This is a genomic window from Knoellia pratensis, assembly GCF_042666395.1.
GTDB lineage: Bacteria > Actinomycetota > Actinomycetes > Actinomycetales > Dermatophilaceae > Knoellia > Knoellia pratensis.
Genome location: NZ_JBHTDJ010000003.1, coordinates 124,212 through 146,720 on the forward strand (window position 1 = coordinate 124,212; position 22,509 = coordinate 146,720).

The following is a 22,509-nucleotide window of genomic DNA, read 5'->3' on the forward strand; positions in this document are numbered from 1 at the left end:
GAGCCATGACTGACAAACAGCCCGTCCCCAGTCGCGTCGTCTCGCTCGGGAGCCGCTTGCCCCGATCGGTCACGGTGCTGCTGGTGGCGCGGTTCGTGAACCGGCTCGGAGCCTTCTCGATGCCCTTCCTCGCCGTGCTCCTCGTGCAGGATCACGGAGCGTCCGTGACAGTCGCGGGGCTCGTCGTCGGGGCGTTCGGTGCCGCGACCATCCCTTCGCGTCTCCTCGGTGGGCGCCTCGTTGCCGAGGTCGGATCGAAGGCCGCCGTGACCATGGGCCTCTGCGGCACGGCGGCCGCGCAGCTCGTCATCGCAGCCGCTCCCAGCCTGGGTGTCGCCCTCGCCGGGGCGATCCTGCTCGGGCTGTGCTTCGAGATTCATGAGCCCGCAAGCCAGGGCCTCATCGCCGACGTCACTCCCGACCACCTCCTCCCGTCGGCCTATGGGCTGCTGGGCGTGACTCTGTCGGCGGCCGGGCTCGTGGCGGGCGTCATCGCCGCAACCGTCGGGCGTCTCGGGCTCGCGTGGCTCTTTGCCATCGACGCACTCACTGCGCTGGCCTGCGCCGTGTTGGTGGCCGCAGCCCTGGCCCCGACGCCACCACCGTCTCGACTGGAGGCCGCCACCGCACAGCCCTGGTCCGATCGCAGGCTTCTCGTGCTCATGGCGACCGGCACGAGCTTCGCGACCGTCTATCTGGCGATCCCGATGGCCCTGCCCATCTCCCTCGCCGCCGTGGGTCGCCCGCCCTCGGACGCGGGCCTGCTCGCGACGCTGGCCGCGCTCGTCATCCTCGGAGCCCAGCCACTTCTGCGGCGGCACGACGACCCGCACCGGCGAATGGTCGGCGGCTACGCGCTGCTCGCTGTCGGACTGGCGATCGCCGGGCTCCTCCCAACGATCGTCGGCTACACCGTGGCGACCGTCGTCATCGCGCTGGGAGATGCTCTGCTCCTGGGCCACGCCTACACGCTCGTGGCACGACTCGCCCCGACCGGGGCGAAGGCTGCCTACTTCGCGGCCTACGGCATCACCTGGGGCATCGCGCTGACCGTCGGCCCTCCCCTGATGGGGGTGATGCTGGACCTGGGCACGCGGATGTTCTGGCTCGTCGCCGCCTCGGCGATGCTCGCCACCGGTGTGGCGCACGGACTTTCGGCTCGCGCGCTCGCGCCAGACCCTGCTCGAACGATCGTGGTCTAGTTCGGTCGACGGAGCACTGGCGCGAGCGTGTCCAGGACGGAGGCGTCCTCGATCGTCCCCGGCACCACCGGAGTTCGGCCGTCGGCGAGTTCGCGCATCGTCTTGCGCAGGATCTTCCCCGAACGGGTCTTGGGCAGAGCGGCCACGATGTCGACCTGCCGCAGCGCCGCCACGGCCCCGACCTCGTCACGAACCCGCTGCACGAGCTCGGCACAGATCCGTTCGCCCTCGGCGCCCGTCCCGTCGACGCCGCCCTTGAGGACGACGAGCCCGCGCGGCACCTGACCCTTGAGCTCGTCGGCGACACCGATGACCGCGCACTCGGCGACGTCGGCGTGACCGGCCAGGGCCGCCTCGATCGAACCCGTCGACAGTCGGTGCCCTGCGACGTTGAGGATGTCGTCCGTGCGCCCCATGACATAGAGGTAGCCGTCCTCATCGACGAGCCCACCGTCACCCGAGACGTAGTAGCCCGGGAACGTCGACAGGTAGCCGTCGACATAGCGCTGGTCATCGCCCCACAGTGTTGGCAGCGTCCCCGGCGGCATCGGCAGCTTGAGGCAGATCGCGCCCTCCTGGCCGGCCGGCAGCGGTGCGCCGGCCTCGTCAAGGATCGCCACGGCATACCCCGGCATCGGCACGCTCGGAGAGCCGGGCTTGATCGGCATCGGCTGCAGCCCGCGGGGACTGGCCGCGATGGGCCAGCCGGTTTCGGTCTGCCACCAGTTGTCGACTACGGGGACCCCCAGCATCGAGGTGGCCCACTCGTAGGTGTCGGGGTCGAGCCGCTCACCGGCGAGGAAGACCGTGTCGAGGGACGAGAGGTCGTGCTCTCGCATCAGCTCACCGTGCGGGTCGTCGCGTTTGATGGCCCGGTATGCCGTGGGTGCAGTGAACATGGCCCGCACCTTGTGCTCGGCGATGAGTCTCCAGAAGGCCCCGGCGTCCGGGGTGCCGACCGGTTTGCCCTCGTAGAGAACGGTGGTCGCGCCCGTGAGCAGTGGCGCGTAGACGATGTAGGAGTGGCCGACAACCCAGCCGACGTCGCTCGCGGTGAACCACACGTCGCCCGGGTTGATGCCGTAGATGTTGTCCATCGACCAGCGCAGCGCGACGGCGTGGCCGCCGTTGTCGCGGACGACCCCCTTGGGTCGACCGGTCGTGCCCGACGTGTAGAGGACATAGAGCGGATCGGTCGCCGCGACCTCGACGCAGTCAGCGGGCTCGGCGTCGGAGACGAGCTCGTCCCAGTCCATCTCCTCCCAGTCGGTGTCGCGCTCGCCGACCGCGGCCCGGGCCTGCTCGCGCTGGAAGACAATGACCGACTCGGGCTTGTGGGTGCTGCGGTCGAGGGCCGCGTCGAGCATCGGCTTGTACTCGACGACCCGGCTGGGCTCGATGCCGCAGCTCGCGGCGACGACCACCTTGGGCAGGGCGTCCTCGATCCGCGCGGCCAGCTCCGCCGGGGCGAACCCGCCGAAGACCACCGAGTGGATCGCCCCCAACCGGGCACACGCGAGCATCGCTATGACCGCCTCCGGGACCATCGGCATGTAGATGACGACCCGGTCGCCCTTCTCCACGCCCAGGCTCGCCAACGCACCGGCGAACGTCGCCACGCGAGCCAGCAGGCCGGCATACGTGATCGTCTGTGTGGTCCCGGTCACGGGGCTGTCGTGAATGAGCGCGGGCTGCTCGCCGCGGCCGTCGCGCACGTGCCGATCGAGTGCGTTGAAACACGTGTTGAGGGTGGCGCCGGTGAACCAGCGATAGAGCGGCGGGTTGCTGGCGTCGAGGATCGTCGTCGGGGGAGTGATCCACTCGATCCGCTCCGCTGCCGTGCGCCAGAACGCATCCGGGTCGTCGAGGGACTGCCGGTATGCCGCCGTGTAGCCGTCGTGGGTCATCTCGCCATCGTGGCCCGTTGCGGATCGCTCGGCCAGCGGTTCGGTGAACGGGCTGGCCGAGCGGCGGCGGAGGTGCGGCGAATGGGTCGGCGGGGCTCAGCCCCAGTTCTCGGCCTTGGTGAGGCAGAACGGGTGCCCGCTCGGGTCGAGCAGGACGCGCCAGGTCTCGCCGGGCTGCTCGTCGGGCAGGGTCGCGCCGAGTTCGACGCACTGGGCGGCGGCGGCATCCAGGTCGTCGACGGCGAGGTCGAGGTGGAACTGCTTGGTGCCGTGCTCGTTGGGCCAGCCGGGTTCCTCGTGGTCGGGCAGGGTTCCGAAACCGAGGGCGTGGTCGGGGCCGGTGAGCATGGCGTAGCCCTCTCCTTCGGCGGACACGTCCCAGCCGAGGACGGCAGACCAGAACTTCGCGTCGCGGCTCGCGTCGGAGCTGTCGAGGCTGAGCATCTTGAGGGTGGCGATGGCCATGAGGGTGTGACTCCTTCGTCGGGGGATGTCAGTAAGAGATTCGGTGTCGGTCAGTCTCCCTAGGCTGGGCTGGTGCTGGATAGGACAAACCCGCCACCGACGGCGACCTTCGCCGGGATCCTGCGACCCGACCAGCTCGCGGAGTTCGTGCAGGTGCGGCGTTGGCCCGCCGGCGAGCGCGTGTCGCGCTGGGTCGAGAACCACTGGTCCCTGGCGTGGGACCTGCCGGACGGGGCGTCCTTCGCGAGCGAGGTGCTGCCACACCCCACGTGCTCCCTCACGGTCGAGCGCGGCGACCACCCACGTCCTGCGCTCGGGGGTGAAGAGGTCGTCGTCACCGGGGTGGTGACGCGCCGGTTCGATGTGGAGGTTCGGGGGAGGGGGCGCGTTGCGGGAATGCGATTCCGCCCCGGAGGGCTGGCAGCGCTGTCCGGCCAGTCCGCGAGGACGTGGACCGATCGAACCGTCGCCGCCACAGAGGTCGTGCCCCGCGGGATCGTCGAGGGGCTCGCGGCCCTTGATCTGGACGGGGATGTCGAGGGCGCGATGGGGATTGTCGAGGCAGGCTTCCCGGATCCGGACGGGCCGGACGGGCGCTATGACCGGGTGCTGCGCATCGTCACGGACATGCTCGGGGACCGGTCGATCGTCGCGGTGAGCGAGATCGAACAGCGACACGGCGTGTCTGGTCGCACGCTTCAACGCGACTTCCTGCACTACGTCGGCGCCGGGCCGAAGTGGGTGCTCGGGCGCTACCGGATGCACGACGTCGTGGCGGCCCTTGACGATGGATATGACGGGTCGCTGACCGACCTCGCGCTGCGTCACGGCTGGTACGACCAGGCCCACTTCACCCGCGATTTCACCGCCCTGGTGGGTGTGCCCCCGAGCCGCTATCGGAGCCAGAAATGAGCGGATTTCGTGGGGCATCAGCGCTCGGGTAATCTCCTCCGTTGGAGGATTCGCATAGTGGCCTAGTGCGCGCGCTTGGAAAGCGCGTTGGGGTAACACCCGCAGGGGTTCGAATCCCCTATCCTCCGCAGATGAAGGGCCCCGACCATGTGTCGGGGCCCTTTCGCATCCTCGGCGCGACCACTTCTTGGCGAGCCGAACAGCTCTACGTGGTCGACTCGCCAACAGATGGTCATCTCGTCCTCGCGCTCCTCGTCGCGGGCTTCGTCGCTGTCGAGAACATGGTGGCCTGCCGCTGCCGGGCCTGCTGGGGCTCCTGTCCTGAGCCGGAGACGGCGTATGCCGTGTGCTCACCTTCCGAAATGACCCCTCGGTACCTGTTGCGCAGGGCACTCTCTGTGGCTAAGTTCCACTAGGAAGACCTAGTGCGTTAATTGTTCACACTGCTGTGAGCACGCCGACACATCGGAGAGCCAGACATGTCCCGTCCGTCCGTCACCCGCCGCACTGCAATCGCCTCGGCGGTCGCTGCGACCCTCGCCGCCGGGGCCTTCCCGGCCATGTCGGCAGACGCTGCAGTCCCCGCAGGTCCCAACGGTTGGGTTCAGTCAACTCTCGCGCGCATGACGCTGGAGGAGAAGGTCGGTCAGCTCTTCGTCCAGTACGCCTATGGCAAGGACGCCACCACCGCCGACAGCCGCAACATCCCCATCTTCGGGGTGGCCACTCCTGCCGAGGCCGTGCAGAAGTACCACCTCGGTGGTGTCATCTATTTCGCCTGGACCGGCAGCGTGCAGAACCCGCAGCAGATCGCCGGACTCTCCAACGGGCTCCAGCATGCCTCGCTCTCCCGCGACTCCAAGGTCAAGATCCCCCTCGGCATCTCGACCGACCAGGAGATGGGTGTCGTCACCCGCGTCGGTCCGCCAGCCACCCAGTTCCCCGGCAACATGGCGCTCGGTGCTGGCCGCTCCGCCACTGACGCACGCACGGCCGCCGCGATCACCGGCCAGGAGCTGCGAGCCCTCGGCATCAACACGAACTTCGCGCCGGTCGCCGACGTCAACGTCAACGCGCTCAACCCGGTCATCGGCACCCGGTCCTTCTCGGGCAACCCCGCGCTCACTGCTGAGCTGGTGGCGGCGCAGGTCGCCGGCTACCAGGAGGATGGCAACGTCTCCTCGAGCGCCAAGCACTTCCCCGGGCACGGCGACACCGCGACCGACAGCCACGTCGCCTTCCCGATCATCACCCACACCCGCGAGCAGTGGGAGAGCATCGACGCCCCGCCGTTCAAGGCGGCCATCGATCAGGGCATCGACATGATCATGACGGCCCACCTCAACTTCCCGGCCCTCGACGACTCCGGTGACCCCGCGACGCTGAGCAAGCCGATCCTCACCGACCTGCTCCGCAACGAGCTCGGCTACAAGGGCGTCATCATCACCGACTCCCTCGAGATGCAGGGCGTGCGGGACCGATACGGCGACGCCGCGGTGGCCGTGCGTGCTCTCGAGGCCGGCGCCGACCAGCTCCTCATGACCCCGGTGATGACCAAGGCGTTCCCCGCAGTCGTCGAGGCAGTGAAGTCCGGTCGGATCAGCCAGTCCGACCTTGACGCGAAGGTGCGTCGCGTGCTCGAGCAGAAGGTGCGCCGCGGGATTGTCAACGACCACATGGTCGACCCGGCCACCATCAGCACCGTCGTCGGAACGCCCGCGCACCTCGCGACCGCCGACGACATCGCCAACCGCACCGGCACCCTCGTCCGCAACGACGACGCCGTCCTGCCCATCGCCGCAGCGGGCAAGAAGGTCCTCGTCACCGGCTACGGCGAGGTGGCCACCACGACCCTCGCCGCAGCCCTCGACAAGGCCGGCACGACGAGCACCAGGGTGACCACCGGCGCCGCTCCGACCGACGCCCAGATCGCGGCCTCCGTCGCGGCTGCGGCCGGCAAGGACTACGTCGTCATCACCACGATGAAGGCCTGGGACACCACAGTCACCGACAAGAAGGCCGGCCAGCAACGACTCGTGAAGGCGTTGCAGGACACCGGAGTTCCCGTCATCGTCGTCGCCACGCGCGACCCCTATGACATCGCCTACCTGCCGGGGACGCGCACCTACCTCGCGACGTACTCCTACAACGCCGTCTCCATGGAGTCGGCCGCCAAGGTCATCACCGGCGCGGTCGCCCCGACCGGCAAGCTCCCCGTCGACATCCCCACCAAGGACGACCCCAACACCGTGCTCTACCCGTTCGGCCACAGCCTCGCCTACTGAAACCCCTGGCCTTGTGTGCCTGAGCGGACCTGATCTGGGACCGCTCGGACACACGAGGCGCGATGATTGGAGAGAATCATGACCAGTCCCAACCGCCGCCAGCTGCTCACGGGCGGAGCCGGGCTCGCCGGCGCCGCCGCCCTCACCCTCGGTGCGTCGCCAGCGTTCGCCAGCCCAGCGGCATACCCCTCAGTCGTCAACGATCCGCGACGCAAGGTGACGCCGGGTGCGGACGTCGCGGCTGCCGCCAACTGGTCCGTCCTCGCGGGCCGAAAGGTCGGCATCATCACCAACCCGACCGGCATCCTGCTCAACCTGCGCACCATCGTCGACGAGATGCACGACGCGGGCACGGTCGACATCCGCGGCGTCTTCGGGCCCGAGCACGGTTTCCGCGGCACGGCCCAGGCGGGCCAGGCGGAGGACACCTACGTCGACGAGCGCACCGGCATCACCGTCTATGACGCCTATGGCGCCAACACCGCGAAGTTCGCGTCGATGATCCGCGCTGCTGGCGTCGACACCGTGGTCTTCGACATCCAGGACGTGGGCTGCCGGTTCTACACCTACATCTGGACGATGTACACGGCGATGAAGGCGTGCGTCGAGACCGGTGCCTCGCTCGTCGTCCTCGACCGCCCGAACCCCATCGGCGGCAAGGCCTTCGGCCCGATGATGACCGACCCGTGGACCTCTGGTGTGGGCGCCGAGAACATCGTCCAGGCGCACGGCATGACCGTCGGCGAGCTCGCCAAGTTCCTCGATGCCGTGATCCTGCCGACCGACACGAACGGTGGTCACGTCTCCGAGATCACCGTCGTCGAGGTCAAGGGCTGGCGACGCGATGTCACGTATGCCGGAACGGGCCTTCCGTGGGTCATGCCCAGTCCCAACATGCCGACTCCGGACACCGCACTCGTCTATCCGGGCACGGGCATGTTCGAGGGCACGAACCTGTCGGAGGGGCGTGGCACCACGCGGCCGTTCGAGCTCATCGGCGCGCCCTACGTCGACCACAAGTGGGCCGATCGGCTCGCCGGCCGCAACGTCCCCGGAGTGGCCTTCCGTGAGGCCTACTTCACGCCGACGTTCAACAAGCACGTCGGCAAGGTCTGCGGTGGTGTGCAGGTCCACATCGTCGATCCCTCCGCCATCGACCCGTTGCGGGTGGGCGTCGAGATGCTCGTGGCCGCCAAGTCCATCTATGCCGATTTCCAGTGGCGCTACGACACCTACGACCCGGCGCGGCCGTACTGGATCGACAAGCTCACCGGCTCGACGCGACTGCGCGACCAGATCACGGCCGGCGCCGACGTTGCCACCGTCATCGGCGCGTGGAAGGACGAGCTGGCGGCCTTTGATGCAGCTCGACAGCCCTTCCTCATCTATGGAGGTCCGACCCGATGAACCTGTCGCGACGCGTCGTCCTCGGCGGCGGATTGGCCGCTGGCACAGCGTTCTTCGCCCCGGGAGTCGGGATGGGTGTGGCTCGGGCCGATGACTTCGACAAGCCCTTCACCGGCTTTGCGCCGCCCTCGACGGTGCTGCGTGAGGGCACGCCCGAGTCCGTCGGCCTCGACCCCGCCCCCATCCAACTGGCCAAGGAGCAGGTGCGCAGCCACCAGGTGGCGCCCCCCGGTGGGCACCCGCTCTATCCCGGCCACGTGGGCCTCATGGCGCACGCCGGGGTCGTCGTCGCCACCCAGGTCGACGGATTTGCGCTCCGCTACCGCAATGCGACCCAGGAGCTGCCGCAGGCCGAGTGGCTCCCGATGCGGCGCGACACGATCTTTGACATGGCTTCGGTGTCCAAGCTGTTCACCTCGATCGCCGTCGTCCAGCTCATCGAGGAGGGGCGGGTTGGGCTGGAGACGGCGGTCGCGGAGTACCTCCCGGAGTTCGGCGCGGCCGGCAAGGGGTCGGTGACCATCCGCAACCTGCTCACCCACACGAGTGGCTTCACGTCGTGGCTCCCGCTCTACAGCAAGTACCCCGACAAGGCCTCGCGCATCGCTGCCGTGATGAACCAGCCGCTCACCAACCCCGTGGGCACGGTCTATCTCTACAGCGACCTCAACCTCATCACCCTCGGCGTTCTCGTCGAGCGGCTGCGGGGTCAGTCGCTCGACGAGGTCGTCGGTGCGCGCCTCACGGGACCGCTGGGCATGAAGGACACGGGCTACAACCCCGCGGTCAAGGAGCGCACGGCAGCGACCGAGTACCAAGCGTTTCCCGCTCGCGGCATGGTCTGGGGGGAGGTGCATGACGAGAACGCCTGGTCCCTGGACGGGGTCGCCGGTCATGCCGGAGTGTTCTCGACTGCGGACGACATGGCCGTTCTCGCCCAGGCGCTGCTCAACGGGGGCACCTATCGCGGTGCACGCATCCTCGACCGCAAGAGCGTCTCGCTCCTCATCACCAACTTCAACCAGGCCTTCCCCGGTGACGACCACGGACTGGGGTTCGAGCTCAACCAGACCTGGTACATGGATGCCCTGAGCGGACCGCGCACTGCCGGCCACACGGGCTACACGGGCACGTCGATCGTCATCGACTTCACGTCAAGGTCCTTCGCCATCCTGCTCACCAACCGCGTCCACCCCTCGCGGGCGTGGGGGAGCATCAACGTCGCCCGCCGGGAATGGGCCGGCGGACTGGGCAGGGCCCTGCCGATCACGCCGCGTGGCAGCCACGTCGGGTGGGAGACACAGGCGCTGCATGCGACCAACGCTGTTCTGTCGGTCCCGCTGGCGGTTCCGACGGCTGGCGCACGCCTCGGCTTCGACCTCATCGCCGAGACCGACGAGACCGACATCCTGCGCCTCGAGAGCTCTACCGACGGCACGACGTGGACGCTCGTCCCGATGGAGATCCGCCACCCGGGCGACACGCGCACCGGCGAAGAGGATGGATCCGTGAGCGGGACTCCCGGCGAACGGCGCTGGACCCAGGTTCGTGCCGAGCTCGCTGGCGGCCAGCAGACCCTGAGATGGCGCTACACGACGGACGGCAACACCCTCGGGCGAGGCGTCGCGGTCAGCAGGATTCGCGTCGTCGGGCAGGGCGGAGTCGTCGTCGACAGCGATGCTTCGTCCGACACATTCTCGGCTTCGGGCTGGACGAAGCGGTCGAGGTCGTAGTTTTGGGGCATGTCATCACCGATTCCGCTGGCCGACGTGGCTGACGCGCCACTCCTCGTTCGCCTGCGTGGCATCCGTCCCACGCTCACGCCTGCCGAGGATCGGGTTGCCGCGGAGGTTCTCGCGGATGCTCGACGCGCCTCCGACCTGACGATCACGGAGCTCGCGCACGCGGCGCAGACGTCGGAGACGACGGTGCTGCGGTTCTGCAAGCGACTCGGGCTCAAGGGCTATCCGCAGCTGCGGCTGGGCCTCGCGGCCGAGTCAGCGCTTCCGCGCGAGCAACGCATGTCGGGCAGCGACATCAGCGCGACCGACACGATCGACGACATCATCGCCAAGGTCGCCTCCCTGGACTCGAGCGCGGTCGAGGAGACCGCCCAGCAGCTCGACCGCCAGGCACTCAAGAAGGCGGCCGATGCGCTGGCCGGTGCGACCAGGGTCGACATCTACGGCATCGGGGCGAGCGCGATCGTGGGCAGTGACCTGCAGCAGAAGTTGCACCGCATCGGGGTGATCTCCTTCGCCTGGAACGACCCGCACATCGCCCTCACGAGCGCCACGTTGCTCACCAAGAAGGACGTCGCCATCGGCATCTCCCACTCGGGGGCGACGAGCGAGACGATCGAGTCGCTCGCGGCTGCGCGTAAGCGCGGTGCCACGACGGTCGCGATCACGAACTTCCCCCTCTCACCGCTGGCGAAGGGGGCGGACATCGTGCTCACGACCGCTGCCCGCGAGACGTCGCTGCGGTCGGGTGCCACGGCCAGCCGCATCGCCGCCCTCACGGTTGTCGACTGCCTTTTCATCGCCGTGGCCCAGCGCGACCTGCCCCGAGCCCGCAAGGCCGTGGTCGAGAGCCGCAAGGCAGTGTCCGGCCATCACCTCGCGTAATGAATTCACATGATTGACGCTGACGGCGTGAGAAACTAACCTACGAAAATGGCCAGCGACGTCCGGGTGAGCGCACCCACCGAAGAGCGGCATCCGGGCACGACCGGCATCGACACGGCGTCGACCCTCGAGATCCTCACGTTGATGAACGACGCCGACCGCACCGTGCCCGACGCGGTCGCAGAGGTCCTGCCCGAACTGGCGCTGCTCGTCGACCACGCCGTCGAGGCGATCCGAGCTGGGGGTCACGTCCACTACTTCGGCGCCGGGACGTCCGGGCGCCTCGCCGTCCTCGACGCCGCCGAGCTGCTGCCGACCTTCAACGTCCCGCCCGGGCTGTTCGTCGCGCACCACGCCGGCGGGCCTGCGGCTCTCGTGAGCGCGGTCGAGAACGTCGAGGACGACGTCGAACTCGGTCTCGCCGAGGCCTCGACGCTCACGTCCCACGACATCGCCATCGGCTTCACGGCCTCCGGCCGCACTCCGTTCGTCCAGGGTGCGCTCATCGGTGCCCGCGAGCGGGGCGCGCGCACAGCGCTCGTGACGGCGAACCCGGGAGCAGAGCTGGCGGCATACGCCGATCATCTTTTGGCTCCCGAGACCGGTGCGGAGATCCTCACCGGTTCGACCCGGCTCAAGGCAGGAACGGCTCAGAAGCTCGTCCTCAACGCGTTCTCGACGGCCGTGATGATTCGTCTGGGGCGCACCTGGTCCAACCTCATGGTCGACGTCGTCGCCACCAACGCCAAGCTGCGCGGGCGCGTCGTCCGGATCCTCCAGGAGGCCAGCGGCGCCAGCGAGACCGACGCCCGCGCCGCTCTCGAGGCCTCCGGAGGGCAGCTCAAACCGGCCCTGCTGTCGCTCCTCGCCGGCGTGACAGTTGCCGATGCCGCCGCCGCACTCAGCGCCCATGGCGACTCGGTCGCGGTTGCACTCTCCTCCTTGGCGACCTGATGGGCGCCGTCGTCGGAGTCGACGTGGGCGGTTCCGGACTGCGACTGCAATGGGCGTATGCCGGCCAGCCGAGTTCCGTCCACACCGCACCTGGCGCTCGGATCGGGGAGCGTGGCGTCGACGTGGCGGCGCTGACTGCCGACGCGGCCCGACTGCTGTCCGAGGGTGGCGTGGGGGTGGGCACCGATGTGCCCGTGGACGCCGTGTGCTGGTCGCAGCGGGGGCTGCTCTTCCTGTCGGATCCGGCGGAGGTCGTCTCGACGGTGGCGTCCGGACTGGGTGCTGGGCGGACCGCTGTCGTCAGCGACGCCGTGGCCTCGCTCGTGGGCGCGCTGGGGTCGGTGCGGCCCGGGGCCGTGGTCGCGGCGGGGACGGGGGCCGTGGCGTTCGGGACGGACTTCGGGTCGAAGGACACCTCGGTGTGGCGCCTCGTCGACGGGTGGGGACACGTGCTCGGCGACCGCGGCTCGGCCGCGTGGGTCGGGCTCCACGGGCTGCGGGCCGGGTTGCGACACCACGACGGGTTGCCCGATGGTTCTGGCCGGCTGCTCGTCGCGGGGGAATCGGCGTTCGGTGCCACGTCGCGCTGGCCCCGTCGCGTGATGACCGGGAGCAACGCCCCCGAGTTGCTGGCGTCGTTTGCGCCGCAGGTCGTCGAGGCAGCCATCGCCGGTGACTCGATGGCGGTGCAGATCTGCCGGGAGGCGGGGGAGTCGTTGGCTCAGTCGCTGTTGGCCGCCGCCGTGGGGATCTCGACGCCCACGTTGGTGGCCACGGGTGGGCTGCTCAACGCGGCGCCGGTGCGTGCGGCGCTCGAGTCTGCGGTTGTTGCTGCTGGAGGGGCGTTGACCCCGGCCGCGGGTGGCGCCCTCGAGGGCGCTCTGCTCCTGGCCACGCTGCTCGGTGAGACGGGCGCGATCCCCAGGCACCCGGCATACGTGCATCTGTCCTGACGCGCCTCACCGAGTTGGAGTCGGTCCTGGCGACCGGGTTAGACTTGGACTCGGCACCCCGCGTGGTGGTACCTCGCCGAACTCCCCCAGGGCAGGAATGCAGCAAGGGCAGGTGAGCTCTTCCAGGTACGCGGGGTGTCTTCATGTCCCGGTGCGACTTCGTGCCCTTGACGGACACGTCTCGCTGCCCTCGCCGTGTCCGTCAAGGGCACGAAGTCGAGGGTGAGGCGCGATCAGGCGCCGCAGGCGCAGCCGCCCTCGCACCCACCGCAACCGCCCGCGGCGGCCTCGGGGCGGTTGGCGCGGTCCTCCCACGTCAGCTCGAGGGCGCGCAGCAGCCCGTCAACGGGCTGGGCGCCGGTCACGGCGAACTTCTGGTCGAGGACGAACGTCGGCACGGCCGTGACGCCGATCTGGTTGGCGGTCGCCTCGTCGGCGCGCACGTCATAGCCATGGGCGTCGGACCCGAGCATCTCTCGCACATCCTTCTCGCCGAGACCACCCTCGACCGCGAGGCCGACCAAGGTGTCGGTGTCGCCGATCGCGGCGCCCTCGGAGTACCAGCCGCGCATGATCCGCTCCGTCACCGGCGTCTCGAGGCCACGGGCGCGGGCGAGGTGGATGACCCGGTGGGCGTCGAAGCTGTTGCCGCTGACGACCTTCTCCCACTGGAAGTCGAGCCCGACCTCGGCCGCCTGGGCTGCCATGGCCTCGTGCTGGGCCACCATCTCCTCGCGGGACTTGCCGTACTTCGCGGCGATGCGGTCAACGTTCGAGCCCTCGAGGACGGCCGGTGCCGAGCGGTCGAGCTGGTAGCTGTGCCAGGTCACCTCGACCTCGTCGGCGTGCTCGAACTGTTCCAGCGCCAGCTCCAGCCGACGGCGGCCGATGTGGCAGAAGGGGCAGACCAGGTCGGACCAGACATCGATGCGCATGCATCAACGATAGGTCGACCCAGTCCGCAGCCTTCAATCAGCAGGTCAATCGCAGGTCAATCGCAGGTCTGGAGGCGGTCCGGCTGGTCGGCGCCATACCGGTGCCCGGAACCGGCCGGCACGGCCAGCGACTCGACGAAGTCAGCCCCGGCGTGCACGAACGACACGACCGGCAGCCACGGGCGACCCTCGCCCGCCGGCGTGAACAGCATCGACGGGCTGGCGTGGACGACCGGATCATCAGCGTTCGCAGCGATGGTCTCGCGGGGCAGTCCGGTCCGACCGTCGCCTCCCGGGATCCCGAGCCAGAACGTCGAGCAGACGACGTCGCGCACCTCGCCCGCAGCCGGGTCCCGCAGGGCCGCCAGCCCCGCCGTCGCGCCGAGGCTCTCGCCGACGACGTGGACCTGGGGCCGCTTCGACTCCGGCAGTGCCGACACCTCCGCGGCGACAGCCCTGAGCAGGGCGCTGGCCCCGTCGACGGCGCCGTCACGGTTGACGAGGAAGGCCACCCAGCTCGGGCGGGTGTCGTACTGCATGGACACCGTCGCCACGTCTGCGCCGAACCGGCGCTCCATCCCCCCGACGAACTCGGGGTTGACCCACCCGGACCCAGTGGGGATGGCCACGAGCAGGTGCTCTCGAGTCAGGCCGCCGGTAGCGACGAGCCGGTCCACGGCGACGCGCGCACGGGTCGCGTTGTCGGGGGAATCGGCCACTCCGGCATACGCCCGAACCGCACCAACCGGCGACGGCGTGAGGAGGACCTGGTCGGACACGGGAGTCCCGGCGCCGGCGTCAGCCTGGGCGCTCGGCGCCACGCTCAGCAAGGACAACCCGGCCACCACCGCGACGGCGCGACGCGACACCCAGGCCCGACGACGCCAGGCCCACCGCACCCCGCGGACGAAGCCGACGACGGCCAGCGCGGTCGCCGCTGCGACGCCAACATCGGTGAGCGACAACGCATCCATGCCGATCCGGGTCCGCATCCCGTTCTGCGTCGCGACGGCGAGAGAGGCGACGTATGCCGTGAGTGCGCCTCCCAGCCCGACCACCAGTCGGTGGGTCGGTCCGGTGAGGTGTTGACGCCCGCCCGCCACTCGGCGGGTCACGGCGAGCACGACGAGGAACGACAGGGCGCTCAGGACGCCGAGGGCGATCGACTGCTGGGGGAGGAACGACGGGAAGGTCGCGACTCCCAGGGCAACAGGGATGGCGAGCGCGGTCGACGCGCGGGGCAGGCGGAGCGTCAGCGTGCGCCCCGCCCGCGACGTGTTGCGCAATCCGTCCTCACTCGCTGCGCTCCCGCGGATCGACTTCGTGCCCGAAATGGACCAACTCGCTGCGCTCGCTCGTCCGTTTCGGGCACGAAGTCGGTGTGAGCGGCGGGTGCCCACGGCCAGGCCGAGAGCGGCCACGCCAGCAACGCCCAGGCTGATGCCGGGGGCGATCGACATGGCCGTCTCCGACTCGGGCACGGCGTAGCCCTGGCGCGCGCTGTTGACCCGCACGAACCCTTCGGCGATGTCGGCCCACGCGAGGCAGCTGGCCCGGCTCAGCGGCTCCTCACGCGTGGAGCACGACTCCTCGAACTCGATGCCGAGCTGGGTGTCAACGGCCCGGCGAGCGTCGGGAGGAAGGTCGCGACCGGACCGGCCGGCATACCTCAAAAGGTCGTATCCCAGGTCGTGCTGCCGGCACGCGGCGGTGAACTCGGCTGGCAACGGGACGGGCGACGAGCATTCGCCTGACGGATCCCCGAGGAGTCCGTGGGTGACGGTCGGCTGGTAGCCGAAGCGGGCCCGGAAGTCCTGCGGCAGAGCAGCATTCGCGGTGGAGGCAGAGTGCGAGGTCAGCGCGGTGAGGGCATGCTCGGCCGAGCGGTCCGGCGCCGGCAGGGACGACGCGGTCGGGGCGAGCAGGAGGCCGGCTGCCGTGGCGAGGCCGGTGACGACGACGACTCGAAGTGCGTGGTGTCTCGTGAACATGCGGCAAGACTCGGAGCGGGGAGCACTCGCGGTCGTCGCCCTCCGGAGCCGTTCAGTGGCGGCACCCGAGGGCGATGGGCGAGGTCGGGTGATACCCAGGAGTGACACCGGATTCACCCCGTCGTATGACGACCCGGCGGCGCTCGCTGCCTAGTGTTGGGGGCATGGTCGGAGGCAGAGTGGTTGCAGCGAGCGGGCGGGCCGTGAGTCGGCTGGCGCGTCCGTTGTGGTGGCCCCTGTGGCGCGGGCAGCGCTGGGTCGCCGGTCACAACGACGTCGTCCTCGGCCTTGGCGCCCTGGTGATGTTCGTCATCGGCTGGTCCACGATCCAGATCAGCCATGACGTGCCGGCCTCCCTCATGCCCGTGCTCGCGTTGGCCGAGGCAGTGCCGCTGCTGTTCCTGCGGCGGGCACCCTTCGTCGGCTGGGCCGTTGCCGTGGCCGTGTCCGTGGTGTGGTGGGCCCTCGTGCCGGCATACTTCAGCTCGCCGATGCCGTGGCCGGTCGTGCAGTTCCTCGTGTTGCTCGCGACGATCGTGGCCGTTGGCCTCTGGGGTCGCTGGCGCGAGATCCCAGTCGCCATTGCCGCTACCGGTGTGCTCTGTGTGGCCGCTCTGCCCGACGACCTCAAGCCTTGGGCCCTGGGGCAGGCCCTCGTCATGGGCGTGGCCCTGCTCGTGCGCTGGCTCGTGCTCTCCCGTCGCCAGATCGCGGTGCAGAAGGAGGAGGTCGAGACCGAGCGGGCCCGCCGAGCCGTGGTCGAGGAGCGCAGCCGCATCGCTCGCGAGCTGCACGATGTCGTCGCGCACCACATGTCGATGATCGTCGTGCAGGCCCAGAGCGCGCCGATTCGGCACGGACTCTCGGACGCCGACGTCGTCGGGGAGTTTGCCGCGATCGAGGGTTCGGCGCGGCAGGCTCTCAACGAGGTGCGTTCGGTGCTGGGGGTGCTGCGCGACGAGAACGGACCGGTCGAGACCGCGCCCCAACCCGATCTCGCGCAGCTTCCGTCGCTGGTCAAGGCGTCCAAGGCGGCGGGTATGCCGCTCACCTCCCGTTTGCGTCTCGACCCGGCCCAGGTGCCCCCGGGCACGGCGCTGGTGCTCTATCGGGTGGCGCAGGAGTCACTGGCGAACGCCGCACGTCACTCTCCCGGTGCAGCGGTGGAGCTCACGCTCGAGGAGGACTCCGGCTGGGCCCGGCTCATGGTTCGCAACTCGGCCCCTCCCGCTGCCGACAACGTCCGCGCCAATGGCGGGGAGTCCGACCAACCGCGCGGACAAGACGGAGACGACGAAACGGGCGGGAACGGCATACGCGGAATGTTCGAGCGCGTGCGCGCCGTCGGCGGAACGTTCGAGGCGGAGCCGGTGGGTGCGGGGTTCGTCGTCATCGCGACCGTGCCGCTGACGGGCCGCCCGCAGGTCGCCGGGCTAGGTTGAACCGCATGATCACAGTGGTCATCGTCGACGACCAGGCGATGGTGCGGCAGGGGCTCGGCGCGCTGCTCAATGCCCAACCCGACCTCCAGGTCGTCGGTGAGGCCGCCGACGGAGCAGAAGCGGTGCGCGAGGTCGCGCGGCTCAGGCCCGACGTCGTGCTGATGGATGTGCGTATGCCGGAGGTCAACGGTCTCGACGCGGCCGCCACGATCCTTGCGTCGCCGAGTCCCGACCGACCGCACGTGTTGATGCTGACGACGTTCGACGTGGACGACTACGTCTATGAGGCGCTGCGGATCGGGGCGAGCGGGTTCATGCTCAAGGACGCGCCGTCGGAGGAGCTCGCGCGAGCCGTACGCGTTGTGGCAGCCGGGGATTCGCTCCTTGCACCGTCGGTGACGAAAAGGCTCATTGCCGAGGTGACCAAGAGACGGTCCGGCGTGCCCAAGGACTCACCGCGGCTGCGCGACCTGACACCGCGCGAGCTCGAGGTGCTGGAACTCATCGCCCGCGGACTGTCGAACATCGAGATCGCCACGCGACTGTTCGTCGCCGAGCAGACGGTCAAGACGCACGTGTCGCGGGTGCTCGCCAAGCTGGGCCTGCGTGATCGAGCGCAGGCCGTGGTGTTCGCCTATGAACACGGAGTCGTCAGCGCTGGCTGAGCAGGCCTACGGTGAAGGCATGGGCTTCCTCACGCGCAAGGTTCCGGCCACGCTCTGGCAGAACCTCACTCGTCTCGCGCTCGGCGCCTTCATGACCGGCGCCGGGCTGACGCACCTCACCGTGGCTCGCGACGAGTTTCGCGCGCAGGTGCCCAGTTGGGTTCCCATCGACGCCGACCTCGTCGTGCTCGGGTCCGGTGTGGCCGAGATGGGCCTCGGCCTGGCGCTGCTCACACTGCCCACGCACCGACGCCTCACGGGAGTCGCGCTCGCCGCGTTCTACGTCGCGATCTTCCCGGGCAACATCGCGCAGTACGTCGACGGCGTCAACGCGTTCGGCCTCGACACCGACACCAAGCGGCTCGCGCGTCTCTTCTTCCAGCCCGTGCTCATCGGCGCTGCCCTGTATGCCGCTGGGTTGCCCGAGCGACGTCGCCCCGCCGTCCCGGGCGGGTCCCCCTAGGGCCTCCTTGCTGGAGGAAGGGGTGGGAGCCGAGCCGGTGCCGCTGGTGCTCGGTGAGGTATCACCCCTGCCCCGGTGTTGGCAGTGCCACGGGCCTTGCCGGCCCACAGTGCCGCGCCTGCTGCGGCCAGCATCTGTGCGACGCCGGTAGCGACCAGGACGGGGCCGGTCCCGGCCCAGCCGATGAGTCCGCCGCCGACGAGCAGACCCAGGGAGGACCCACCCGAGTGCAGGACGGTCTGCACGGTGAACGCCGCCCTGCGCTCGGCCCCGGTGGTCTGCTCACTGATGAGAGCGTTCAGGGCCGCGATCCCCCAGGGCATGGCCGCCCCACCCACCGCTGCAAGGGCGGCGATCCCGGCCAGGCTCGGCGCCGCTGTGGGCAGTAGGACGAACGTGGTGCCCAGCACGACCCAGGAGACCGCCATCAGCGGTACCCGTGGGAGCCGGTCGATGACCAGTGGGACAAGGAGTGAGGTGATCACGGAGGCGGTGCCGTACCCGCTCATCCCGGCAGCGATCAGCGCGCCGGGTTGGCCGTGCTCGACGCCGAGAACGGCCAAGCCCAAGCTGTACCCGAACCAGCAGATCCCGCCGACCCCGGCCATGAGGATGCCCGCGGCGACCTGAGGGTGGGAGCGCATCACGTTCAGCGCAGAAACACTCTCGGTCGTCTCGTCCTCCGGGGTCTGCTCGTGCGGTCGGGCTGCGGGTACGGCGAACATCACCACCGCGGCCAGTGCCACGACGAGGGCCTCGCACCAGAGCAGAGGCTGGGTACCCCACGCGACGACGAGCCAGGCTCCGGCGGGCGGGGCGAGAATCATCGAGAGCCGGTGGGCCAGGTCCTGCCAGGCCAACCACCGAGCCGAACCCGCCTTGCCGCCCTCGGCCACATGCACATCGGCAAGGTCGGCGACCAAGGCCCGCTGTGCCGGCCCCAGCAGCGCGCCCGCCGCGCCGGTCAACAACCCGGAGGCGCACAACGCGAACACGTCCACCCTTCCGGCCAGTGCTGCCATCGGCACGACGGCCAGACCGACAGCGCTCACCGCCATCACCGCTGCCAGTGCCCGTCCGGAGACCAGCCGGTCACGCAGTCCCCGGCCCCACCACCCCACCGTCAGCAGGGGGAGCCCGGCCATCCCGCCGACCAGCCCGGTGGCCCAGACCTCGCCGGTCTCAACCAGTGCGACCAGGGGCAGGGCAACCGCGGTCATCCGGGTCCCGATCCAGGTCACGAACGTGATCGCGGTCAGCACCAGCAGAGCTCTTCTCACGTCCTCGATCCTGCGCGGGCAACGTCAGCTCGGGTAGAGAGCACCCGGCGACTCCTGCTCATACACTGCGGGCATGACCTCCCGCCTGAGCATCGAGGACCTGACGCTGGCCGAGTCGGTCGCCCGTCACGGCTCGGTCGGTGCGGCCGCGAGGGAGTTGCTGACCACGCAGCCGTCAGCGTCCCGTCGATTGGCTGCCCTGGAGCGCCGGCTGGGGAGCCGGTTGTTCGAGCGTGACACGACTGGGGCTCGGCCTACTCCGGTCGGGAGGGAACTCGCCCGTCAGGCTGCCCGCCTGCTGGCCGAGATCGATGCGCTACCCGACCAGGTCCTGGCAGCCACCACCGGCGCGCCCTCTCTTGTCATCGGCACGATCCAAGCCCTTGCTCCGCTCGTTTTCACCGCCTTGGACATGGAGCTGCCGGGCCTCACGGTCCATCCCGAGGTCGACCACGGGCCAGTGCTCGTTCAGCGGATCCACGACGGACTGCTGGACGCCGCGATCATCTCGATCGCCGAGCAGGCCAGCCTGCCCCGGGGTCTGCAGCGCACCCTCCTCGGAGTCTCGCCCCTGGTCCTGGTCCTGCCCGAGGGAGCAGGACCCCCGCGGGGAGGAAGGCGGCCGTTCGCAGGTCAGACGGTGCTGTACTCCACGATCGACCTGGCCGGTGAGACTGTCCGAGGGAAGCTCTCCGCCCTCGGGGCCGCACCACAGCTCGGCCCCACCATTGAGGCCACCCTCCGCATCGCCCGCCATCGCCAGACCCCGGCTCTCGTGCCGCTCCTGGCAGCACGCTGGTGGGCCCATCCCGGCGACCGGCTCTTACCCTCCCCTGTGCCGGGTCAGGTCGCTATCTCTCTGGTCACCCGGCCGCCGCAGCCCGCGGTCTTGACCCAGGCACTGCCCGGCATCGCCGAGAGAGTTCTTGGAGCCAGCCGCGATTCGCAGAACACGCCCTAGACGTCGCGGTGGGCGAGGTTCTCTCGCTGGACCCGGTTGAGACCGGCGTAGACGAGCCAGGCACCGGCGACCCACGTGGCGATGACGAAGTAGCCGTTGGTGGGGAACTGCGTTGCGCCCCAGACCATTCCGCCGATGAGCAGGGTGCCAAGGAGGAGGGGGAACGCGTACCAGATGGCCACGGTCTGCGGGCTCGGGACCGGGTTGAACTGGCTCGACGGCGGCCGTCCGCGGTAGGCCGCGAGAAGACTCCCGCCGGCGAGGAACACCGTGGTCATGACGAGCCAGGGAAAGACGGCGCCGAGGTCGGCGCCGACTGCCACTCCCGTGACGCTGCCCACGAGAACCGTTGTGACGAGGTGGATCGCGCCGGGCACGAACAGATGTGCGGCCGCAGCACGCACCGGCGGCGCACCGAAGAGCGGAGGTGTCCCCATGGTGTCGGCCTCGAGGCGCAGCCCCTCGGAAAGCGCGCCGAAGCCGAGGTGGCTGACGAGGCCCGCGACGAAACCGACGAGCGGCGGGACGGCGGTGCTGCCCAAGGTCGCCCCCATGCCGGCACCAGCAGCGGCGCACAGGAGCAAACCCACGAGGCCGGCGCCAGGCGAGCGCCGTAGTCCCAGAACGTCCCTCGCGACCAACGTCATGATCGGGCCACGGTGGCGCAGCCGCAGATCACGACCGCGAGTGACCGGTCGGGCGGCCTCGAGGCGGACAGCGCGCAGGTCTCCGGCCTGCACACCGCCGACGATGCGGTTGGACCGCGACGACTGCGTGCGCAGGTCGTGCACCCCGAGCCGGCGCACCTCGCGCACCCACCAGGGGCCGTCTCCAGGCGGAGGGGGAGGGGAGAGGCGACTCTGGCCGACGAGCCAAGCAACGCCAGCGAGCAGCCCGACGAGCAATCCCATGACGAGCCCGACCGGCAGGATCCACCAGCCCGCGGCACGCGCGCCGGCGAATCCGCCACCAACTGCCAACCCGGCCAGACCACCCGCGAAAAGCGTTGCAAACAGGGAGTATCCGAACCATGACCGCAGACTCGCCCATCGGTCGATCGACGATGCGACGACATGGTCGATCCACGGCACCGGAGCGACGATCGGCCCGCGCACCCGCCCGGCCTCCCGCGCCGCCAGAGTCACCGCCGCTACGACCACAACCAGGGCCAGCGCCGACCAGGGCGAGCGGAGCGCCGACGCCATGGCCTCTCGGTCGGCCGCGATGACGAGAGCGCGCAGCAGCGGGAAGCCGTAGAGCCCCACGACGATGACGGCGACGTACGCGGCATACGCCACTTCCTTGCGGGCGGGATTCCCGCCTGGTCCGTGGAGGACGTGGACGGTGTCGGCGAGCCGTTCGGCGTCCGTCACGTGTGTGGCGCTCATACGCGTCAGCCTTCGGCGGCGACGAGGTCGACGACCTGATCGGCGGCGCCGCCGGTCACCCGCTCGGTGATGATCGGGTCGTGGCACGCGAGAACCACGGTCGTGCCCGCGTCACGCCGGGCGGCGATGAGGTCGGCGACGAGAGTCCGCTTGGACGTGTCGAGCCGCTGCTCGGGTTCGTCGAGGACCAACACCGAACTCGGGCGGAACAGTGTCAGCGCCAACCGGAAGAGCTGCGTCTGCCCCGACGACAGCTCGTGGGGGAACCGCCCCCCGAGCGCCCCGATGCCCAGGTCCGACAGCGCCGCCGCCACCCGCTCGTCGGTGGTGTCGGCATCACCGGCCCAGGTCGCGTCGAGGAGGACGAGGTGGTCGCGCAGGGTGAGGTCGCGATAGGTCGCGGGCGCACCCACGAGAGCAGCCACGGCCGCCCGCACAGCAGGGTCGCGCTCGTCCGCCTTCGTCTCGCCGATGAAGGACTGGCCCGTCGTCGCCGGCATCATCCCGATGAGGATGCGCAACAGCGTCGTCTTGCCAGAGCCATTGGGGCCGCGCAACACCAGGCACGACCCACTCGGCGCGGTGACCGTGACGGGTGCGAGCAGGGTCGCCGGGCCGATCACCTTTGACACGTCTTCGGCTCGGACATCCATGGCGCCACGCTAGCGACCC

The 22,509-nt window shown here is 69.8% G+C and carries 19 protein-coding genes, 1 tRNA gene and 1 other RNA gene; 14 read left to right on the forward strand and 7 right to left on the reverse strand.

Translation table 11 applies throughout. The features are described 5' to 3' along the window. The first annotated feature begins 5 nt into the window (after window positions 1–5). The gene (locus ACFQRE_RS10375; protein WP_380121920.1) at window positions 6–1,202 is read left to right on the forward strand and encodes an MFS transporter; all 1,197 of its coding nucleotides are present in this window, start codon (window positions 6–8) and stop codon (window positions 1,200–1,202) included. Here the strand turns inward: ACFQRE_RS10375 and ACFQRE_RS10380 are convergent. Both ACFQRE_RS10380 and ACFQRE_RS10385 read right to left on the reverse strand, forming a co-directional pair. After that, window positions 1,199–3,109, reverse strand: a complete 1,911-nt coding sequence (locus tag ACFQRE_RS10380; RefSeq protein ID WP_380121922.1) for a propionyl-CoA synthetase — start codon at window positions 3,107–3,109, stop codon at window positions 1,199–1,201. The two genes, ACFQRE_RS10375 and ACFQRE_RS10380, sit on opposite strands and share 4 nt — an antisense overlap. A gap of 96 nt (window positions 3,110–3,205) precedes the next feature. Continuing rightward, window positions 3,206–3,574: a VOC family protein gene (locus ACFQRE_RS10385; protein WP_380121924.1), complete on the reverse strand. Its 369-nt coding sequence runs from the start codon at window positions 3,572–3,574 to the stop codon at window positions 3,206–3,208. Between the two features lie 72 nt (window positions 3,575–3,646). On the opposite strand from ACFQRE_RS10385, the gene ACFQRE_RS10390 reads away from it, so the two are divergent. The 9 genes from ACFQRE_RS10390 (at window position 3,647) to ffs (ending at window position 12,858) form a co-directional block, all read left to right on the forward strand. Beyond that, the gene (locus tag ACFQRE_RS10390; protein WP_380121926.1) at window positions 3,647–4,486 is read left to right on the forward strand and encodes a DUF6597 domain-containing transcriptional factor; all 840 of its coding nucleotides are present in this window, start codon (window positions 3,647–3,649) and stop codon (window positions 4,484–4,486) included. A 43-nt stretch (window positions 4,487–4,529) separates the two neighbouring features. Beyond that, window positions 4,530–4,614 (forward strand) — tRNA-Ser (locus ACFQRE_RS10395). A 351-nt stretch (window positions 4,615–4,965) separates the two neighbouring features. After that, window positions 4,966–6,771: a glycoside hydrolase family 3 protein gene (locus tag ACFQRE_RS10400; protein WP_380121928.1), complete on the forward strand. Its 1,806-nt coding sequence runs from the start codon at window positions 4,966–4,968 to the stop codon at window positions 6,769–6,771. 78 nt (window positions 6,772–6,849) lie between these two features. Further along, window positions 6,850–8,178, forward strand: coding sequence for an exo-beta-N-acetylmuramidase NamZ family protein (locus ACFQRE_RS10405; RefSeq protein WP_380121930.1), 1,329 nt, complete (start codon window positions 6,850–6,852; stop codon window positions 8,176–8,178). Continuing rightward, window positions 8,175–9,911: a serine hydrolase gene (locus tag ACFQRE_RS10410; protein WP_380121932.1), complete on the forward strand. Its 1,737-nt coding sequence runs from the start codon at window positions 8,175–8,177 to the stop codon at window positions 9,909–9,911. Before ACFQRE_RS10405 ends, ACFQRE_RS10410 begins: the two co-directional genes overlap by 4 nt. 9 nt (window positions 9,912–9,920) lie before the next feature. After that, window positions 9,921–10,805: a MurR/RpiR family transcriptional regulator gene (locus ACFQRE_RS10415; protein WP_380121934.1), complete on the forward strand. Its 885-nt coding sequence runs from the start codon at window positions 9,921–9,923 to the stop codon at window positions 10,803–10,805. A 48-nt stretch (window positions 10,806–10,853) separates the two neighbouring features. After that, window positions 10,854–11,759: an N-acetylmuramic acid 6-phosphate etherase gene (locus ACFQRE_RS10420; RefSeq protein ID WP_380121937.1), complete on the forward strand. Its 906-nt coding sequence runs from the start codon at window positions 10,854–10,856 to the stop codon at window positions 11,757–11,759. Further along, window positions 11,759–12,712, forward strand: coding sequence for a BadF/BadG/BcrA/BcrD ATPase family protein (locus ACFQRE_RS10425; protein ID WP_380121939.1), 954 nt, complete (start codon window positions 11,759–11,761; stop codon window positions 12,710–12,712). Before ACFQRE_RS10420 ends, ACFQRE_RS10425 begins: the two co-directional genes overlap by 1 nt. A gap of 49 nt (window positions 12,713–12,761) precedes the next feature. Further along, window positions 12,762–12,858, forward strand: an RNA gene (ffs, locus tag ACFQRE_RS10430) — signal recognition particle sRNA small type. An 87-nt stretch (window positions 12,859–12,945) separates the two neighbouring features. Here ffs and ACFQRE_RS10435 read toward each other — a convergent pair. Beyond that, window positions 12,946–13,647, reverse strand: a complete 702-nt coding sequence (locus tag ACFQRE_RS10435) for a DsbA family oxidoreductase (protein ID WP_380121941.1) — start codon at window positions 13,645–13,647, stop codon at window positions 12,946–12,948. 56 nt (window positions 13,648–13,703) lie between these two features. Further along, the gene (locus ACFQRE_RS10440; protein WP_380121943.1) at window positions 13,704–15,638 is read right to left on the reverse strand and encodes an alpha/beta-hydrolase family protein; all 1,935 of its coding nucleotides are present in this window, start codon (window positions 15,636–15,638) and stop codon (window positions 13,704–13,706) included. Between the two features lie 164 nt (window positions 15,639–15,802). Here ACFQRE_RS10440 and ACFQRE_RS10445 point away from each other — a divergent pair, with 164 nt between their 5' ends. The 3 genes from ACFQRE_RS10445 to ACFQRE_RS10455 are packed head-to-tail and all read left to right on the forward strand — an operon-like array spanning window position 15,803 to window position 18,208. Next, window positions 15,803–17,080, forward strand: a complete 1,278-nt coding sequence (locus ACFQRE_RS10445; protein WP_380121945.1) for a sensor histidine kinase — start codon at window positions 15,803–15,805, stop codon at window positions 17,078–17,080. Window positions 17,081–17,085: 5 nt separating this feature from the next. Then, the gene (locus ACFQRE_RS10450) at window positions 17,086–17,745 is read left to right on the forward strand and encodes a response regulator (protein WP_380121947.1); all 660 of its coding nucleotides are present in this window, start codon (window positions 17,086–17,088) and stop codon (window positions 17,743–17,745) included. Window positions 17,746–17,764: 19 nt separating this feature from the next. Beyond that, window positions 17,765–18,208 carry a DoxX family protein gene (locus ACFQRE_RS10455; RefSeq protein WP_380121950.1) on the forward strand — a complete coding sequence of 148 codons (444 nt, stop codon included), beginning with the start codon at window positions 17,765–17,767 and terminating at the stop codon, window positions 18,206–18,208. Here the strand turns inward: ACFQRE_RS10455 and ACFQRE_RS10460 are convergent. Next, on the reverse strand, window positions 18,205–19,488 hold the full coding sequence (locus ACFQRE_RS10460; RefSeq protein ID WP_380121952.1) for an MFS transporter: 1,284 nt from the start codon (window positions 19,486–19,488) through the stop codon (window positions 18,205–18,207). The genes ACFQRE_RS10455 and ACFQRE_RS10460 overlap by 4 nt on opposite strands. A 73-nt stretch (window positions 19,489–19,561) precedes the next feature. On the opposite strand from ACFQRE_RS10460, the gene ACFQRE_RS10465 reads away from it, so the two are divergent. Then, window positions 19,562–20,449, forward strand: coding sequence for a LysR family transcriptional regulator (locus ACFQRE_RS10465; protein WP_380121954.1), 888 nt, complete (start codon window positions 19,562–19,564; stop codon window positions 20,447–20,449). Here the strand turns inward: ACFQRE_RS10465 and ACFQRE_RS10470 are convergent. Further along, window positions 20,446–21,837, reverse strand: a complete 1,392-nt coding sequence (locus ACFQRE_RS10470; protein ID WP_380121956.1) for a hypothetical protein — start codon at window positions 21,835–21,837, stop codon at window positions 20,446–20,448. The two genes, ACFQRE_RS10465 and ACFQRE_RS10470, sit on opposite strands and share 4 nt — an antisense overlap. 5 nt (window positions 21,838–21,842) lie before the next feature. Further along, the gene (locus ACFQRE_RS10475; protein WP_380121958.1) at window positions 21,843–22,490 is read right to left on the reverse strand and encodes an ABC transporter ATP-binding protein; all 648 of its coding nucleotides are present in this window, start codon (window positions 22,488–22,490) and stop codon (window positions 21,843–21,845) included. Window positions 22,491–22,509: the final 19 nt, after the last annotated feature.